This is a genomic window from Psychromonas sp. KJ10-2 (genome assembly GCF_047323255.1).
GTDB lineage: Bacteria > Pseudomonadota > Gammaproteobacteria > Enterobacterales > Psychromonadaceae > Psychromonas.
The window spans coordinates 2,053,902-2,069,263 of the sequence record NZ_CP178827.1 but is presented as its reverse complement, the minus strand read 5'-3'; the positions used below and the strand labels follow the sequence as shown (position 1 = coordinate 2,069,263).

The window sequence follows — 15,362 nt, the reverse complement described above, 5'->3', positions numbered from 1 at the left end:
CATTCTTTTTTAAGCTTATTTATAATATTCATATTAATTTTAACGACCTTGTTTTTATCATGTTATTAATTACTCTAATTCATTGAGATTAGCGTAATTGGCACTTATTTTACTGCTTACTTTAGTAGCGTTTCCTTTTAAAAGTTGGTAAGTATTATTCACTAGATGAGCGATTAAACTACTCGGTACAGCATAGCTATCTAGGGGTGTTTCGTTATTCATGTGGCACACTAAAAGGTGCGTTGCTTGTTCGGCGTATTTTTGTCCGGATTGATCTGTGATCAATAGCACTTTATTGTGCTGTAATTGTTCAAGTAATTTAGAGAATTTTTTACTCGACGACGAATGCCGATTATGACCACGAAGTCATCTTCATCGATAGACGCTAAATCTTCCCCTATTGTCTGCCCAGGGACTGGTAATAGTTCTACATGTCCTCTGCATTGCATCAGTTGCTGGCGAAAATGCATGGCTAATGGATAACTATTGCGGTAGCCAATTACTTTTATGCGCGGGGCTGTGGCAAGTAGTGTTGTAATAGGTTGTAAAGAGGTACTTTCTAACTGCTTTTTTAGTTGTTGTAGTCCTTGGATATCTTGATGAAAATCACAATCCTCTTGAATCGCTGTCAAAACAGGCTCACCACTTTCTCGCACTTCTAATAACTCATTACGCAAAGATAAATGGTCTGCATAACCTAAACGTCTGATAAAACGGCTTACACTGGTCTTTGAGACTGCGCAAGATTCCGCTATTTCATTAGTAGACATAATCAATACTTTTTCTGGGTTAAGTAGCAAGTAATCGGCTAAGCGACGACTATTCGCTGTTAACTCAGCGTAATGGCGATTAATACGATCTGTGAGAGAGTGGTTATTGTTTGTCATTGATTACCTTACAGCTGCAAGAAAGCGTGTTAATGCTTCCGTTTGTGGGGCTGCGAACATTTTATTTCGATATTTATACGAAATATTGTATGAAACGATCGAACCATTTTTATTTATATTGCAACGATTGTGCCATTTGATGCGGCGTTTTAAAAGATCTTTTAAAACATTAACTTAGTTTCTTCGCGCTTAAAAAATAAATAAATAGTTATCAATACCTCTTAATCTGGTGCAATCGTTGCACTGTTTAAGGGCAATATATGGCGGTTATTTGAGCGCTATTATGATTTTTGAAGAGAGGCTATATAAGGTGTGTTTATTAATGTATTTCAATAGTATATTGAAGTTTATCTGTCGATTTAAGTTATAAAATAAGTGCTCTTCATGGCGTTTTTATATTCACTGCATATGTCAGTTGAGCAAATTCGAATTAAGTATTTATATTCAAGTAGGTCTTACGATGCAAAATATAGAAAATATTGAATTGTCACTATTAAGCCTTGATGATTATCAAGAGCTTAAACAAATTATGATTGAAGCTTATACCACATTAGATGATCCCTACCGAGAAGAGCATCAAATTAAATTTTTAATTGATAAGTTTCCTGAAGGGCAAGTTGTTATAAAAGTGAATGAACAGATTGCCGGATGCGCTCTGTCGATCAAGGTCGATTATGCGGCCTTTGATGATAGCCATACTTATAACGAAATCACTGGAAACGATACTTTTAATACTCATCGTAGTTATGGTGATACTTTATACGGTGTTGATGTGTTTATTAAACCTGAGTTTAGAGGATTAAGATTAGGTAGGCGTTTATATGATTACCGAAAAGAGTTATGTGAAAGAGCAAACTTGAAAGGCATCACTTTTGGTGGACGTATCCCTAACTATCATAAGTATTCTGAACAGATTTCACCGAAAGAATACATTGAGAAAGTAAAACGTAAAGAGATCCATGATCCAGTATTAAACTTCCAGATTTCTAATGATTTTTATCCTGCCAGAATTATTAAGGGTTACTTAGAAGGGGACAAAGGTTCCAATGATTACGCGGTATTGTTGAAATGGAGCAATATTTATTATGAGAAACCAAATAAACAAACCATTCCAACTAAAAAGTTAGTGCGTCTTGGATTAATTCAATGGCAAATGCGTCCTTATAAAGACTTTGATGAGTTGATGGAGCAAGCAGAGTACTTTGTTGATGCCGTTGCTAGTTATCATTCTGATTTTGCATTATTCCCTGAATTTTTTAATGCGCCGTTAATGGCTGAAAATAATCATATTAGTGAGCCTCAGGCGATTCGCGAGTTGGCGAAGTATACTGAAACGATTGTGCAGAAATTTACTGACTTAGCCATTAGTTACAATATTAATATTATTACCGGCAGTATGCCTGAGATTGTTGATGATCGACTTTATAATGTGGGCTACTTATGTCGTCGAGATGGGACTAAAGAGCGCTTTGAAAAACTGCATGTAACACCTGATGAAACAAAAGTATGGGGTATGGAAGGGGGCATCAGCTTAAAGCCTTTGATACCGACTGCGGTAAAATCGGGATATTAGTTTGTTATGACTCAGAGTTTCCGGAATTAAGCCGAATATTAGCCGATGAAGGGATGGATATTCTATTTGTGCCATTTTTAACGGATACGCAAAACGGATACTCTCGTGTGAGAGCTTGCTCTCAAGCCCGTGCTATTGAGAATGAGTGTTATGTTGCTATTGCTGGTGGAGTGGGGAATTTACCTAAAGTACATAATATGGATATTCAGTATGCTCAATCAGCCGTATTCACGCCATGTGACTTCGCTTTTCCTGCTAATGGTATCAAGGCAGAAGCGACACCAAATACAGAAATGATTTTAATTGCAGATGTAGATCTTTATTTATTAAGGGAACTCCATCAGTTTGGTAGTGTCAAAAACTTGAAAGATAGGCGTACCGACCTATTTAATTTAGAAAAACGTTAAGTCATTAGACTGCTTATTATTAACAGACGCGTATAAATCAGTTCATAACTGGCTTATGGACTGATTTATTTTATACTTTATTTCAGCAAACGATCATAAAGGCTAACAAAAAAGGTCGTTATGTTTTGATGAAATATAGAAGTTAATTACGTATATGTTTATTTTTAAGGTATTAGTGATCTAACTGGTATGTTGGTACGTATCTTTTCTGGGTTAGTTTTTTATATTACTCAAAGTCGTTCAAATATTATATAAAGTATTATGACTTTAAAGACTTTACTTTTATAATAGGTTGTTCTCGTAAAACAGTGCTTAGCTAACAGTTATGTTTTTGTTTATCATTCAGTTTTTTGGCGAAAATAGATGATATTTATTACCTATATTAGGTTGGTTTTGTGTTGTTTTATTAATATATTTTTTATTTTATAAAAGGGCATTCTTTAATAGACCCTGTAGAATATTAAAACATATGGAATAGTTTTAAAGAATCTTTGAGAAGCGTTATTCGCTTAACCTTCCCAGATATTAATTTGCAAAGAATTATACAACATGATATTTTTTGTTAAATTTTTTATTTTTTTGTTGTGCTTATAATCACATTTAATTAACTATTTAAATGCTTTATCGGACAATTAACTAATCAAATGGATATAGAAATGATGAAACATAAAACCTCTCTTCTTGTTAGCACGCTTTTACTTACTCAATTCAGCGCGGTTAATGCTGCAGACCAACCAGATGCAGATACTTTAGTAGGTAACTACTACGGTGGTATTCATGGTGCATACATGAAAGCTGATAATGACCGTTTAGATCCTTCAGATAATCAATTTACACGTTCTGGTGGTCTTGGTGTTGAATTAGGTTACCGTTTATCTGCACCTGTAGAGCTTCGTTTATCTTACACTCGTTTCGCTGCTGAACTTCATGAAGGCGATAACATTCAAGGTATTAATAAATATAACTTAGATGCGCTTTACTTCCCAACAGAGCAAAACATCTACGTACTTGGTGGTGTTAACGCGTTTGATTTTAATACAGATACGGAAGCTGCAGTTAATGCCGGTCTTGGTTACCGTCAATACTTTACTGACCAGTTTGCTGGTTACTTAGAAGGTAAAGCAAATTACCAATTCGAAGATAAACAAACAGATGCTATCGCACAAGTTGGTTTAGTTTATTTCTTTAGCACTAACGATAAAGTTGTTGCTGTTGAGCCTGAGCCAGCACCATACGTAGCACCTGCTCCAGTAGTTGTTGATACAGATAAAGATGGCGTTGCAGATGGTGTTGACCAATGTCCTGCTACACCGACGACAGATAAAGTAGACGAAGTAGGTTGTACTGTATTTGAACAAGAAAGATTGTCTTACCGTCTAGCAGTTAACTTCGACAACAATAAAGCGGTTGTTAAACCAGAGTACTACTCAGAGCTTGCTGACGTTGCGACTTTCCTTAAGCAGTACCCACACGTAGACATCACTGTTGATGGTTACACTTCTGTAGTAGGTAAAGCGAGCTACAACCAACAGTTATCAGAAAAACGAGCTACTGCCGTTGCTGAACTATTAACATCTGAGTTTGGTATTGCTTCATCTCGTGTAACTCCAGTTGGTCACGGTGAAACAAACCTAATCGATACAAGCAACACTGCTGACGCTCATAAAATGAACCGTCGTATCGAAATCAACATTAACGAAACACGTAAAGTTGCTGTTGAACGTTAATTTGACTTAGTCATTATGTTATTGAAGCCCTCTCTTGTAGAGGGCTTTTTTTGCCTGCTAATTAGTGTGGTCGCTTAAGCCACAGCCGGATAACACCATAGCGCATAAAAACTCACTAATTTCAGCGATATCCTTTTGCTGATATTGCTTTTTATCAGTAATTATTAACAGTTCTGCTTGGTAGGTCGCATAGTGCTGTGTGCTTGACCAAATCAAAAAGATTAACTTTTTCAGGATCAACTTTTTTCATCTTGCCTTGTGCAATCCAGCTCTCTATTATTTTACAGCTGTTCTTTAACCATGTTCTTGTTTCTAATTGTAAATACTCTTTAAGGTTAGGTGCGCCTTGAATTATTTCAGTAGCAAATATTTTTGAGGCATTAGGGTACTGAATAGCTTGCTGGACTTTACTGTGAATGTAGTTCTCTAATGTTTTTTTAGGATCATCCTGCTCAGTGATCTCGGTAAACGCTTGATTCCAAATTGAGATTATATTTTTTAGTAGGGCGGCATAAAGATTTTCTTTACTTGAAAAATAATATAAAAGGTTCGCTTTAGGTACACCAGCAGCATCAGATATCGCTTGAATACTTGTGCCTCTATATCCGTGTTTAACAAACTCTATTTCAGCGGCTTGTAATATTATTTGTGTCTTTTCAGCTCTTATTCTGCCTTTATTACTTTTCCTCATTGTTTTCCTTTTTAAATGAGTAGATGTGAACGACCAATATCCGTTTGATTATATTATATTTGTTCTACAACTGCTTATGCTTACTTATTAATTCAAGTAAGTTAAAAGCGTCGATTAATTGGAGTAAATATGAGAGGTTTTACATAACGACAATAATTGATTGTTAATCATTGCCGTTAGATAAAGTAAATGCTTGTTGAGGCTGGTTTTGATCGTAATCGTTTAACCTAGCGGACCACCTATAATGGTTTCCTTGAGACCTGCCATAATATTATCACCAGTCTCTTGCTTAAGTTCTTTATACCAGTCTTGAGTTATTTGCATATCTTCACCATGAGTCACTTCACAACGTTTACGTGCTTTTAATACTAAACCTTTCGCACGTTGATTACGTTGAGATTCATAATCAGATAAAGCAGCATGGATATCTTTTGTTGCTGAGAAGGCTTGCCCAAGTACCACAGCATCTTCCATTGCCGAGCAACCACCTTGACCAATATCTGGTGTAGTAGGATGCGCAGAGTCGCCTAATAGCGCAATACGTCTATCAACATAGGTTGTGAATGGATCGGCATCATGGATCTCAACGCGATTGGTGGTGGATGGATCAATTGCTTTAATCAATTTTTGTATTGGCTCAGCCCAATCGGTGAAATATCGAGTTAGATCTTCAGTTACTGTGCTACGATCTTGTGGTAAACCTGAAGGTAAAGGAACATCAAAAAAGAAATAGAAGCGATTATCGGAGATTGGCATTAACGAAATACGTTTTCCATCTCCTACAAAGGTTGTCCATTGATCAATGGGAGCGATTGATGGGTCTGTGTCAATTAAACCATTCCAGTTAACATAACCTGCATAGCGACGCTCTACCTTACGTCCTAATACAAAAGAGCGTGCGACAGAGTTTGCACCGTCGGCAGCAATCATAAAATCACCATGTGCTAAGCTACCATCAGTGAAGTAAGCGCTAACACCTTTCTCATCTTGTGCGATGCGCTCAATACGTTTATCGAATTGTATTTTTTCTTTGCCCCAGTAATCGATCATCATTGATTGCAAATCTGCACGAGAAACTGGGCATGGACGTTCACCTACTGCTTCAATTAACGGAGCTAGACTAAACTGAGTGAGTACTTCAGCCGTTTTACCATCTTGGTAAGCCATATTTAGCATTGGCCCACCGAGTTTGTCCATAATATGCCCCATGCCGAGGTGATTCATACATTTCACACCATTTGACCAAACAGAGATAGCAGCGCCTACTGGCTTGATCTCTTTTACAGCTTCAAATATTTCACACTCAATACCTTGTTTTTTTAATGATACAGCAGCTGAAACGCCGCCAATTCCTGCACCTATTATTAATGCTTTCATCTTATTTCCCTTTGTCAATGCGTTGCTATCGTCAACGATTAATACTGAGTAATTACCATATTTGGCTATTTAAAATGCCTTATCAGGCTGTCGATATAATAAGTACTGCAACGCTCATGCCAATTAGTAAGTTGTTCTAAACCATTTACTTACCAAGTGGTTAGTTTTTGGTTGTGGTATTCTTAGGGATTTTTGCCTCAATATAGTGCGGTTTGCGCTATATTTGTGCGCTTTGATAATAGTTAAACAGGGTGATTAGTAGAACTCAAACAAGCACGCTTTTTATAGGCTCCGTATCAGCTAATGCTTTATAAATTTGTGATATGTGTATTTAAAACTTAGGTGAAAATAAACTTATACTATAAAATAGGTATAATTTTTAGTGCTATACTTTTAATTGATTAACCAAGTGGAACTTACTTTTGAGGTGACGTTGGTATTACTTTCCTCTTATGTTTATGCGTTAATTCCCTCTCCCTTATAAAAGGATTTTTAATTGAAAAAGATGTCTATTAAATCGTTTGTGGTGGCTGTAGTCGTCAGCTTGATCGGTGTTTTAAGTACTTACTCTGTTTCTTTGAAAGTAGCGAATCAATTAAAATCTGAAAACTCTTTAAAAATTGAGAACACTGCAAAACAAGTTTCCATTTATCTTCAAGACTCAATAGATAAGTCCCTTAATGAGCTGCGTGGTTTGCAAGCCTTTTATAGTGTGGAGAGAGAAGAGTTATCGCAAGTTGAATTCAATCGTTACATGGATATTTTAGATATTAAAAGTCGTAACTATATCCAAGCCTTAAGTTGGGTCCCTTTAATTAAAGCGGATGAAAAGGAGGAATACTTAGCGCGTCTAAGAAGAGAACATCCTACTTTTAATATTGTAAAAAGAGATGAAAATAACCAATTAATTATCAGTCCAGATAAAGATGAATATACACCGGTGACTTACTTTAGCTCTATCCAATTAAATAAAAAAGCATTGGGTTTTGACTTAAGCAGTAATGATACCCGTCGTAAAACACTGGAGCTCGCTCGTAATAGTGGCAAGATGGCAACGACAGGGAAAATAAATTTGGTGCAGCAAGCGAAAAATTTAACGGGGGCATTAATTATTGCGCCTGTTTACAACAAAGGCTTAGCAACAGATTCTGTAGCAGAGCGTATCAACGCCTTGCGTGGTTATGTAACTGGTGTGTTTAAAATCAATGTTTTGATGGAAAATGCTGAAAGATATGCTGACATGAAAGGGTTACAACTGACCCTATTAGATATTGAAGAGAATAAAATTGATTTGCTTTATGGCTCTGATATTACTTCTAACACCTTAAGCTTTGATCTAGCTGTTCCAGAACGTCAATGGCAGTTACATGTTACCTTAAATACTGCGCTGTTAGAGAGTATCGAGTCTCCTTCTGTGATTAAATGGATTCTTGCTGGTGGTATTGTTATTAGCTTATTATTGGGCATTGCCATTTATAGTTTACTAGTCTCTATTGTCCGCGCTAAAAATATCAGTCTCCTAAGTGAAGAATTACAAACTCAAAATAGCAGGTTAGAGGAAAAAGTTGATCAAAGAACCCAATCTTTAGCAGATAAAAATTCACAACTGAAAGAAAATGTTGAAATATTAGAAAAGCAAAGAGGCCTACTTTCAAGGTTAATGACCGAAGCTGAACAAGCTAAAATGGAAGCTCAATCGCGTGCAGTAGAGTTATCTAGATCCAATAAAGAGCTAGATGAGTTTGCTTATGTTGCATCGCATGATTTGAAAGCTCCATTACGTGGTATCGATCAGTTAGCCACTTGGGTGATAGAAGATATCGAAGAGGGAGAGTTAGAGGAGATCCCAGAACACCTTAAGATGATGAGAAGTAGAATTGGTCGCTTAGAAAGTTTACTTAATGATTTATTGGAATATTCTCAAGTTAACCATCGCTCTGATAGCCTCTCTATGATTGATAGTAAAGTTGTTATAAATGAACTTTTTGTCTTAGTTTCACCTCTTAATAGTTTTACTTTGATCTGTGATGGTGAAATGCCTGTTTTTCATCATTTAGAGCGCCTTTTGAACAAGTCGTTAGAAACTTATTGAGCAATGCGATTAAACATCACCACCAGAAGCAAGGAACGATTAACGTTCGCTGTGAAGATTTGGGTGAGTTTTATCAATTTAGTGTTGAAGATGATGGACCAGGCATTTCAAAAAAATATCAGGAAGAAATTTTTAAAATGTTTAAAACGCTTAAACCACGTGATGAAACAGAAGGAAGTGGTATGGGCTTGGCTTTAATTAAAAAAATAGTTGAGTACTATAACGGAGAAGTAAATATTCAGTCTCAAGAGGGAGAAGGCTGCACCTTTTACTTTACTTGGCCTAAACAAGTTATCGATAAGTAACCCTTATATAAACACAGGACGAATTTTTATGGATTATAGTGAAGTAAGTATCTTATTGGTTGAAGATGATGATATTGATGCTAAAGCAGTAGAACGAGGCTTTAAAAAGTTAAAATTTGCTAATCCTATTATTAGAGCAAAAAATGGGCTTGATGCATTAGCAATATTACGAGATACAAGTACTTTACCACGCCCTTATCTGATTTTATTAGATTTAAATATGCCAATCATGGGGGTAGAATTTCTTAAGGAGATACGTCAAGATAGTAAGTTAAGAGATTCAATTATCTTTGTATTAACCACCTCCTCAGCAGATCAAGATGTCGTGGCGGCTTATAATGAGAATATAGCTGGGTATATTGTTAAATCAGATGTAAAAGCTGGGTTCGATAAGGTGATTAAGTTATTGGATTGTTATTGGCGTGTAGTGATGTTGCCAAAGTAGCGATAATTAAAAAATGAGCTTTTACATAATAAGGCTCTTTTTAATAACTAACATTAAGCTAAAAAGAGGTTTTGTTGAAATTACAGCAAATTACGAAATCCAATAATTATATATTGGAACATTGTGTGGAAAAACTCGCTAGGATTAATCAATCTGATTATGCCCTAGGTTTTTTGGTTGCTAATGAACTAGGTATGCATAACATTAGTCTAGAATCTCGTATAGTGATTGCACCCGACATGCTATTTGAGCCCATTAAAAATGAGTTAACCAAAGACCTTACTGACTACTTTTTAGATAAAGATTGCATGGCAACCCCTACTTTTATGAAAAAAATAGAGCAAGTGAGTGATGGTTTATTGGATAATAAGTATATTGATAACTTACGCTATATCCCAATAGGTGAAGGCGATAACATTTACGCGATTATCGTACTCGTTAATATAGAGTTGTCAGTACGTTCTAAAGATGTCATTGATGTCACCCCTTTTTTATTAGCGACTATTACATTACTGAAAAACCAAAAACAACGTTTAAAATCATCCTCTACTCCGCCTGTTGAGAACAAACTTACTAATAATCCAGATAAACATAGCCAACATCTTCTAGAGTCGTTACTAAAAAACACATTTCATCCTGCTTTTCTTTTTAATGATGAGTTTAAAGTGTTGCTTTCTAACTCTTCTGCACAAAGTTTGTTCAATGCTAACCTCGAACGTGGCTGGCCCTCTATTGAAAAATTAATCAATAGAACTTTGCCAAGCATTGCTTTTCGATTGTTGACGTCTATTAGTAAATTCTTTTTTTAGGGCATTTAGAGAAACAGCAGTGGTCTGATATTGAACTTGTGTTAAGTGAACACCAGACAGTTTTTGTCGATATTCACTTGTTTGATGTTAACTTTTTAAATAGTCATTGTTTTGGGTTAATGATCAATGAAAAAACGGAAGTGAGCGTTAACCAAGATATTTATAATGCCAGTGTGCAACGTTTTAATGCACTAACAAGTGTTGTTCCTATGGCGATATTACAAACCGACAAAGATTTTAAGTGTTCATATGTAAATCAAACATGGGCTAAATATACTGGACAAAGCGAAGAACAGTCACTACAACGAGGTTGGTTGTCTGCGATCAAAAATATTGATACTAATGAGTTACTATTAGCAATCATACATGCCATTTCCCATGCTAATAACTTTAAAGGTGAACTTGAGTTAATTTCAATGGCAGGGAGAAAGCTATGGGCATCCATTAATGTTGTTGGGCTATTTAATGATCGTTTTGAGGTAACGGGCTTTATTTTTACCATGATGGATATATCAGCAGAGCGATCGCATTCAAAAAAATTACAAAAAATGGCTAATTATGATCATTTAACTGGGTTGTCTAATCGTGCATTCTTTACGGATAGACTAACATTAGCACTTGCTCGGGTTCCTCGACACGGCATTAGTGCTTTGATGTTTTTAGACTTGGATAGGTTTAAAAACATTAATGATACGTTAGGGCACCATGTTGGCGATTTAGTTATTCAAGAGGTGGCTAAACGGCTAAAATCAGTGGTTCGAGATGAAGACTCAATTGCACGATTAGGCGGTGATGAATTTGCGATTATTTTTACCGATTTAACCACTGAAAGTGTGATTGCGCCTATTGCGAATAAAATCGTTAGCGCGGTGAACCTACCCTTTAAGGTAGAAGGCAAGTCTATGGTGCTTTCCTGTAGTGTTGGAGTTGCTATCGCTACTGAACATAATGTTGAACCGAGTGATATTTTAAGAAAAGCGGATTTAGCGTTATACGAAGCAAAAGGAGCTGGTAGAAACCAGTTTTGTTTCTATGAGGCGGCGCTAGAAAAAGATTTATCATTATTAAATTACTTAACTGCTGATTTGAATAATCTTAACCACTCTGGTTTCTCATTTGTTTTTCAGCCTTTAATACACGCTAACACTAACAATATAATGGGTTTTGAGGTCCTAGCTCGGTGGTCAAACTTAGATTTAGGACCGGTCGGACCAGATACTTTTATCCTGACCATGGAAGAAAATGGCCTCATTCAAGCTTTTTCTGAATGGTTATTTGCTGAGGTTATAGCCCAAGCTAAATTGTGGATACAACAACAGCTATTAGTTTCCCCACAAAAAATTAATATTAATTTATCGGTTAAACAATTACATCTTAGTGAGTTTGCTGACTCGATGATTGAATTGTTTAAAAAAGAGAAAATCGATCCAAGCTGGTTTACTCTAGAAGTCACTGAAACTGCTTTTATACAGGACCCTACCCTTGCAGGGCAAAACTTAAGAAAATTAAAAAAAGCAGGGTTTTTAATTGCGCTTGATGATTTTGGTACTGGTTATTCCTCATTAGGGCTATTACGTCAAATGCCACTGAACTATCTCAAGATAGATAAAAGCTTTGTGATGGATATTTTACGAGATAATGAAGCGGAAAAAATAGTTCTCGCTATCATTGGGTTAGGAAAAATGTTGGGGCTAGGTTTGGTTGCAGAAGGGGTTGAGGATATCCAAACTAAGGATTGGTTAGTCGAGCAAGGTTGTTTATGCCATCAAGGGTATTATTTTCATAAGCCGCTGACTCAAGTCCATGCGAGTGAATTATTGAAAAAAATAAAGATATCGAAATGTTAGACAATTAATAGTAAAGTCTAGTATTAACAATTAGTTATAATTAATTTATATACATAAATAGTGAGAAACACGTGACTGAATCGGAAAATACACAAAATACACAACCATCGCATGTTGTTGGTATTGGCACTTCAGCGGGCGGGTTAGAGGCATTACAGGATTTTTTTGGTAATTTACCAGGTGATACGGGTGCAACGTATATTGTTGTTCAGCATCTTTCACCTGATTATAAAAGCATGATGTCTGAGTTGCTTACCAAACACACGGATATGCCTATTTTTGAGGTTTCAGATAGCATTACGATAGAAGCCAATGCAATTTATTTGATGCCACCTCGAAAGAACATGTTGATTACTGAAGGTAAGTTACTTTTATCGGATCAAATGCCTGATCGCCTACCGCACTTGTCTATTGATGTATTTTTACGCTCTCTAGCAGAAGATCAGCAACATAAAGCCATTGGTATTATTTTATCTGGTACAGGCACTGACGGTACTCGCGGTATTAGAGCGATGAAAGAAGCGGGCGGGTTAGTGGTAGTACAGAAGCCTGATTCAGCGAAGTTTGATGGTATGCCGACTAATGCCTACCAAACAGGTTTAGCTGACATGGTATTATTACCAAGCGAAATGGGGAAAAGCTTAGTCGATTTTATTAATCATCCTTCGATTAAAGGTGATGCGCCAGTGAGCTCGTTTACCGCATCAGATGGTGATAGCAAAGTATTAGAAGATATTTTTGATATCTTAAAAAAACAGTCTTCAATTAACTTTGCACAATACAAGTCATCTACAGTATCTCGCCGTATTGAAAGACGTTTAGGAATTAACCAATTAAAAACTCTTGATGCTTATTTACGTTTGTTAAAAGAATCATCAAGAGAAGTGTCTATTTTGAGTAAAGAGCTGCTAATTAATGTGACGCGTTTTTTCCGTGATGATGAAGCCTTCGAGAAGCTAACCACGGTTGCTGTACATAAAGTACTGACTTCTGGTAATGGTAAAGATCCTATTCGTTTATGGATTGCTGGTTGTTCTTCAGGTGAAGAAGCTTACTCAATTGCTATCTTGTTTGATGAAGCGAAAGAGAAGTATCAAATAGACCGTAGAGTTAAAATATTCGCTACGGATGTTGATGAAGACGCTATCGCGGAGGCAAGTACTGGCGTTTATGCCGCTGAAATAGTACAAGATATATCTAAAAGTCGATTAAAACGTTACTTTGAACCGACGGGGAATGCTTATGTCGTTTCTGCCAAGTTACGAAAAATGGTTATCTTTGCTCAACATAATATGATCGAAGATCCACCTTTCTCTAATATTAATCTATTAAGCTGTAGAAACGCCTTAATTTATTTCCAACAAAATGCCCAACAGAAAGTCTTTTTATCTTTCTACTTTGCGTTACAGCAGCATGGCTACTTATTCTTAGGCAACTCTGAGTCCTTAGGTGATATGGCGGCACATTTTGAGACGGTTGATGAACGTACTCGAATTTTCCAAAAAGTTAGTGCGGCACGTTTACCGTTAAAACAACCAAGTTCATTGAAACAAAATATCACTGCGCCAGTGGTATCACCTATCTCTAACAGTAATGTACACCAGTCTCGTATGGTGATTAATAATAAATACAATACCGTCATGGAGCGCCTAATTGAGCACTATGCACCTGATTGTGTGGTATTAAATGATAATTTTGATGCAGTACATGTTTATGGTGATATGACTCGCTATACTAAAGGTTTGGGCCGCGGTAAGGTGAGTTTAAATATCAAGGATATGATTTGTGATGATTTAGCGATTGCTGTTTCCACTGCCTTATACCGTAGTGAGAAAAACGAAGAGGATGTTTTCTATAGTGACGTGGCTTGTATTTTAGATGGTGAAGCTAGTTATATTGATTTAGCTGTGTTTATGGTGAAACAGAGTGATCATCAAAGTTCACCTCGCTCATATATCTTACAGTTTATTGTTCATGAGCATGACAATGTTGTTAGAAAATCACCTAAGTCGATTACTTTTGATGGTGGTGAACAGTCATTACAACGTATTCATGACTTAGAACAGGAGTTGGTTAAAAAACAAGAACATTTACAGGTCACCATTGAAGAGTTAGAAACCACCAATGAGGAACTACAGTCGGCTAATGAAGAGTTAATGTCTTCTAATGAAGAGCTGCAAAGTACCAATGAAGAACTACAATCAGTGAATGAAGAGTTATATACGGTTAATAGCGAATATCAAGAGAAAATTTCGCAGTTAACAGAAGCTAATACGGACTTAGATAATGTCATAAATTCAACGGATTTAGGGATTATTTTCCTTGATGAAAACCTAACAATCCGTAAATATACACCGCATTCAGCGAACTATATTAATCTACGCGCATCGGATATAGGTCGTCCTATTCATCATATTTCTCATGAATTAGATTACAGCGACTTCCTAGCTCAGATAGGCAATGTAAGCACTAAAGGTGAAGTAGTTGAACAGGATATCCTCACTAAAACGGGACAAACTGCCTTACTACGCATGGCTCCTTATGCGGTTAATGATGATATCAGCACCGCAGCACAACACGGTGTGCTAATCACTATTACCAATATATCAAGGTTGAAATTTGTAGAGAATGCATTGGTACAAGCACAGGAGCAGTTTAAAACGCTATTGATTAATCGCTCTAAACGATTACATCATCGTATTGAAGTTAACCAACATGTAACAGTGATGGTGGTAGATGATGATGCTGTCGATCGTTTACGCGTACAAAGATTTTTCAAAGAATCAGAAGAACGTTCTTATACTATTGTGGAAGCTAAAACATTAGAAGAAGCAATCGAGCTCGCAGGCCGTATGAACGTTGACGTATGTTTGTTAGATTATCAATTAGGCGCAAATACAGCAGAAGATTTTGTGAAAGCGATGAAGATCAAGAATATCGATACCCCAATTATTTTGCTTTCTGGACAAAAAGAGTCTGTGATGGACAAGGCGTTTCTTTCTAATGAAGTGATTGATGTGATTAATAAAGATGATCTTTCTAAACCTCTGCTGGTTCGTAGTATTGACTATGTCCTAGAGCGTAAAGAGATTAAAGATATTGTACAAAAGTTTGAAGTAGCTGAGCGATAATCAACTCACTGACCTGGCTAATAAGCGATTAAGTTATTTCTTAATCGCTTATTTTATGGCAATGAGAGTAG

12 protein-coding genes and 1 pseudogene are annotated in these 15,362 nt (G+C 36.3%); 8 read left to right on the top strand and 5 right to left on the bottom strand.

From position 1 onward, the window contains the following. Positions 1-69 precede the first annotated feature (69 nt). Positions 70-285 (bottom strand): hypothetical protein, encoded by a 216-nt coding sequence (locus ACLKL2_RS09980; RefSeq protein WP_413691487.1) that lies wholly within the window; start codon positions 283-285, stop codon positions 70-72. Further along, entirely contained in the window at positions 282-887 is a 606-nt protein-coding gene (locus tag ACLKL2_RS09975) for a MurR/RpiR family transcriptional regulator (protein WP_413691486.1), read from the bottom strand. The genes ACLKL2_RS09980 and ACLKL2_RS09975 overlap by 4 nt, the downstream gene beginning before the upstream one ends. 460 nt (positions 888-1,347) lie before the next feature. On the opposite strand from ACLKL2_RS09975, the pseudogene ACLKL2_RS09970 reads away from it, so the two are divergent. Next, positions 1,348-2,867, top strand: a pseudogene (locus ACLKL2_RS09970) (GNAT family N-acetyltransferase). 656 nt (positions 2,868-3,523) lie between these two features. Further along, complete coding sequence (locus tag ACLKL2_RS09965) at positions 3,524-4,594, top strand: OmpA family protein (protein WP_413691485.1); 1,071 nt, start codon at positions 3,524-3,526, stop codon at positions 4,592-4,594. A 57-nt stretch (positions 4,595-4,651) separates the two neighbouring features. Here ACLKL2_RS09965 and ACLKL2_RS09960 read toward each other — a convergent pair whose 3' ends face one another. The 3 genes from ACLKL2_RS09960 to hpxO form a co-directional block, all read right to left on the bottom strand. Beyond that, entirely contained in the window at positions 4,652-4,810 is a 159-nt protein-coding gene (locus tag ACLKL2_RS09960; RefSeq protein ID WP_413691484.1) for a TetR family transcriptional regulator C-terminal domain-containing protein, read from the bottom strand. Continuing rightward, positions 4,749-5,285, bottom strand: coding sequence for a TetR family transcriptional regulator C-terminal domain-containing protein (locus ACLKL2_RS09955; protein ID WP_413691483.1), 537 nt, complete (start codon positions 5,283-5,285; stop codon positions 4,749-4,751). Before ACLKL2_RS09955 ends, ACLKL2_RS09960 begins: the two co-directional genes overlap by 62 nt. Positions 5,286-5,507: 222 nt before the next feature. Then, positions 5,508-6,662 (bottom strand): FAD-dependent urate hydroxylase HpxO, encoded by a 1,155-nt coding sequence (gene hpxO, locus ACLKL2_RS09950; protein WP_413691482.1) that lies wholly within the window; start codon positions 6,660-6,662, stop codon positions 5,508-5,510. Positions 6,663-7,167: 505 nt separating this feature from the next. Between hpxO and ACLKL2_RS09945 the strand changes: the two genes are divergently transcribed. The 6 genes from ACLKL2_RS09945 (at position 7,168) to ACLKL2_RS09920 (ending at position 15,291) form a co-directional block, all read left to right on the top strand. Next, on the top strand, positions 7,168-8,754 hold the full coding sequence (locus tag ACLKL2_RS09945) for a CHASE domain-containing protein (protein ID WP_413694296.1): 1,587 nt from the start codon (positions 7,168-7,170) through the stop codon (positions 8,752-8,754). Continuing rightward, a complete protein-coding gene (locus ACLKL2_RS09940) occupies positions 8,751-9,059 on the top strand; it encodes a sensor histidine kinase (protein ID WP_413691481.1) in 309 nt (102 codons plus the stop codon). Before ACLKL2_RS09945 ends, ACLKL2_RS09940 begins: the two co-directional genes overlap by 4 nt. Before the next feature lie 28 nt (positions 9,060-9,087). Then, entirely contained in the window at positions 9,088-9,504 is a 417-nt protein-coding gene (locus ACLKL2_RS09935; RefSeq protein ID WP_413691479.1) for a response regulator, read from the top strand. A 125-nt stretch (positions 9,505-9,629) separates the two neighbouring features. Next, positions 9,630-10,313: a hypothetical protein gene (locus ACLKL2_RS09930; RefSeq protein WP_413691478.1), complete on the top strand. Its 684-nt coding sequence runs from the start codon at positions 9,630-9,632 to the stop codon at positions 10,311-10,313. A 119-nt stretch (positions 10,314-10,432) separates the two neighbouring features. Beyond that, the gene (locus ACLKL2_RS09925) at positions 10,433-12,160 is read left to right on the top strand and encodes an EAL domain-containing protein (RefSeq protein WP_413691476.1); all 1,728 of its coding nucleotides are present in this window, start codon (positions 10,433-10,435) and stop codon (positions 12,158-12,160) included. A 71-nt stretch (positions 12,161-12,231) separates the two neighbouring features. Then, positions 12,232-15,291: a chemotaxis protein CheB gene (locus tag ACLKL2_RS09920; RefSeq protein WP_413691474.1), complete on the top strand. Its 3,060-nt coding sequence runs from the start codon at positions 12,232-12,234 to the stop codon at positions 15,289-15,291. Positions 15,292-15,362: the final 71 nt, after the last annotated feature.